This is a genomic window from Campylobacter sp. CH246, from assembly GCF_004378835.1.
In the GTDB taxonomy this organism is placed as follows: Bacteria; Campylobacterota; Campylobacteria; order Campylobacterales; family Campylobacteraceae; genus Campylobacter_D; species Campylobacter_D jejuni.
This window is the reverse complement of sequence record NZ_RYYA01000036.1, coordinates 1-278: the sequence shown is the minus strand read 5'-3', so window position 1 is coordinate 278 and position 278 is coordinate 1. Positions and strand designations below refer to the sequence as shown.

At 50.7% G+C, this 278-nt stretch carries 1 rRNA gene; it reads right to left on the bottom strand.

The window, feature by feature from the left end:
• Positions 1-278 (bottom strand): 16S ribosomal RNA (locus ELQ06_RS08580); the annotation flags it as partial.

Here is a 278-nt window from a genome sequence, read left to right as displayed (position 1 = left end):
CCGCTTGTGCGGGTCCCCGTCTATTCCTTTGAGTTTTAATCTTGCGACCGTACTCCCCAGGCGGTACACTTAATGCGTTAGCTGCATTACTGAGATGACTAGCACCCCAACAACTAGTGTACATCGTTTAGGGCGTGGACTACCAGGGTATCTAATCCTGTTTGCTCCCCACGCTTTCGCGCCTTAGCGTCAGTTGAGTTCCAGCAGATCGCCTTCGCAATGGGTATTCTTGGTGATATCTACGGATTTTACCCCTACACCACCAATTCCATCTGCCT